The sequence below is a fragment of the Leucobacter sp. genome (genome assembly GCF_053528595.1).
Window position 1 is genome coordinate 1 of the sequence record NZ_JAIVPF010000097.1, and the last position, 2,400, is coordinate 2,400.

Below are 2,400 nucleotides of genomic sequence, written 5' to 3' on the forward strand. Positions count from 1 at the left end.
ATCGACGACATCACCCGCCTCGCGCTCGCGCTCGGGGGCACCATCTCGGGCGAGCACGGCATCGGCTCGGTGAAGCGGCACGAGCTGCCGTGGCAGCTCGACGCGACGGCCCTCGCGGTGCAGCGCGCCCTCAAGGACGCGCTGGATCCGCGCGGGATCCTCACCCCGGACCGCGCCATCTGAGGCGGACTGGTCCACCGGAGCGCCCCGGAAGTGGTCCACCTCCTGGACCGCTGGCAGGATCGTGAGCATGCGGTTCCTCTCGATCCAGTCCTCGGTCTCGTACGGCCACGTCGGCAACTCCGCCGCCGTCTTCCCGCTGCAGCGCATCGGCGTGGAGGTCATGCCCGTCTTCACGGTGTGCTTCTCGAACCACACCGGATACGGCTCGTGGCGCGGCCCGCTGATGTCCGGAGACGACGTGCGCGAGATCGTGACGGGGATCGAGGAGCGCGGGGGCCTCGAGGGCGTCGACGCCGTGCTCTCCGGCTATCAGGGCGGCGACAGCATCGGCGACGCGATCCTCGACGCCGTCGCGCGGGTGAAGCACCACAGCCCGGACGCGATCTACGCCTGCGACCCGGTGCTGGGGAACGCGAAGTCGGGCTGCCACGTCGCGCCCGAGGTGCAGGAGCTGATCCGCGATCGCGTCGTGCCCCACGCCGACCTCATCACCCCCAACCAGTTCGAGCTCGGCTTCCTCACCGGCACCAGCCCGGACACGCTCGACTCGACCCTCGACGCCGTCGACCGCGTGCGGGAGATCGGCCCCGCCACCGTGCTGGTGACGAGCGTCGAACGCCCCGAGCGGGCGGAGGGGACCATCGAGATGCTCGCCGCGACCGCCGACGGCGCCTGGCTCGTGCAGACGCCGCACCTGCCGTTCAAGGTGAACGGCTCGGGAGACGTCACCGCGGCGCTGTTCACCGCGCACTTCCGGAGCACGGGCGACGCCGCCGCCGCGCTGGCGCGCACGACCGCGAGCGTGTTCGCGCTGCTGGAGCGCACCCTCGCGTCCGGTTCGCGCGAGTTGCGGCTCATCGAGGCCCAGGAGGCCTACGCGCATCCGGACCTGCGCTTCGACGTGCGACGCGTGCGCTGAACCGGCCGCGCCGAGCCGCGCCGCTCAGGCCCGCGCGAGCAGGATCCCGGCCACCGCGAGCGCGGTGGCGAGCAGCAGCATGCCCGGCCCGTTGAGCAGGGCGGCCGCGGTGCGTCGCGTCGCGAGCAGGCGCACCGCGTCGAGACTCGCGGTGCTGAAGGTGGTGTAACCGCCGAGGAAGCCGACCGACAGCACACTCGCGATCGGGTGCTCCAGCGCCAGGCCGACGAGGATCCCGAGCGCGAACGATCCCGTCAGGTTGATGAGCATGATGCCCCAGGGGAAGCGCTCGCGCACGCGATCGGGCAGGCTGTTGTCGACGAGGTGACGGGCCGCGGCACCGACTCCCCCTGCGGCGGCGATCCCGAGGGCCACCCACACCCCGCTCATCGCGCGTCTCCCGTCGCTCGCCGGGGCGCGAGCCGCCTCCCGCTCAAGACGCCGAGCCAGCTGGCCGCGCCGCCGACCGCGAGCGTGGCCGCGCCGTAGCCGACCGCGACCCAGGCCCGCCCCTCGAGCAGCAGCTCCGCGGCGTCCGCCGCCAGCAGGCTGTAGGTCGTGAAGCCCCCCAGCAGGCCCGTCCCGAGCAGCAGCCGGGTGCTCCGCCACCGCCCGTGATCGCTTCCGAGGCGCGTCAGCGCCTCGACCAGCAGTCCGAGCAGATACGCGCCCACCACGTTGATCCCGAAGGTGGCCAGCGGGAACGAGCCGGTGTCCCCCACCGCGAGCGTGATGAGATACCTCGCGAGCGAGCCGACGGCGCCGCCCGCCGCCACGATCCCGAGGTCCGGAAGCAACGCTGCGGACTTCATATCGACACTCCTATCCCGGACCTGCGCGCCGCGGCTCCGCACGGCATGGCGATTGAGATAGGGACCGTTGTCGCTCGAGCGAGGTTCGAACCGGTGAGCCCCACCACCGGGCGCCGGAGAGCGCTCCCCCACTCTACTCCTCGAACCGCGCGGTCCTCGACCCCGCGGCCCGGAGCGCCGACTCCCCCGGCACGCCCGGGATACGCCGATTTGCGTTCCTCGCGGGCCCCTGGTGTAAAGTAGAAGAGTTGTCGGGTGAGCATTTGTCCGACTTCCACGGGTCTGTGGCGCAGCTGGTAGCGCACCTGCATGGCATGCAGGGGGTCAGGGGTTCGAGTCCCCTCAGATCCACCCAAAGTGTCTTACGGGAACACACGACATCGGAAGATGTTGAGTGTTCCCGTTTGGCTTCCTTGCCTCCGGTCGCCTGGTTCACGATGGTGGCGAACGGTTCGGCGAGGCGTGGGCGTAGCTGCTCGTCGTCGG

The 2,400-nt window shown here is 71.4% G+C and carries 4 protein-coding genes and 1 tRNA gene; 3 read left to right on the forward strand and 2 right to left on the reverse strand.

Going from position 1 to position 2,400, the window contains the following annotated elements:
- On the forward strand, positions 1-183 hold a 183-nt coding region (locus ACWKZU_RS18930), incomplete at its 5' end, for an FAD-linked oxidase C-terminal domain-containing protein (RefSeq protein ID WP_449283895.1).
- A 67-nt stretch (positions 184-250) separates the two neighbouring features.
- Complete coding sequence (pdxY, locus tag ACWKZU_RS18935) at positions 251-1,102, forward strand: pyridoxal kinase PdxY (protein WP_449283898.1); 852 nt, start codon at positions 251-253, stop codon at positions 1,100-1,102.
- 24 nt (positions 1,103-1,126) lie between these two features.
- On the opposite strand, the gene ACWKZU_RS18940 is transcribed toward pdxY, so the two are convergent.
- Positions 1,127-1,492 (reverse strand): fluoride efflux transporter FluC, encoded by a 366-nt coding sequence (locus ACWKZU_RS18940; RefSeq protein WP_449283896.1) that lies wholly within the window; start codon positions 1,490-1,492, stop codon positions 1,127-1,129.
- On the reverse strand, positions 1,489-1,914 hold the full coding sequence (locus ACWKZU_RS18945) for a fluoride efflux transporter FluC (protein WP_449283897.1): 426 nt from the start codon (positions 1,912-1,914) through the stop codon (positions 1,489-1,491). Before ACWKZU_RS18945 ends, ACWKZU_RS18940 begins: the two co-directional genes overlap by 4 nt.
- Positions 1,915-2,192: 278 nt before the next feature.
- Between ACWKZU_RS18945 and ACWKZU_RS18950 the strand changes: the two genes are divergently transcribed.
- A tRNA-Ala gene (locus tag ACWKZU_RS18950) sits at positions 2,193-2,265 on the forward strand.
- The last annotated feature ends 135 nt before the right edge of the window (positions 2,266-2,400 follow it).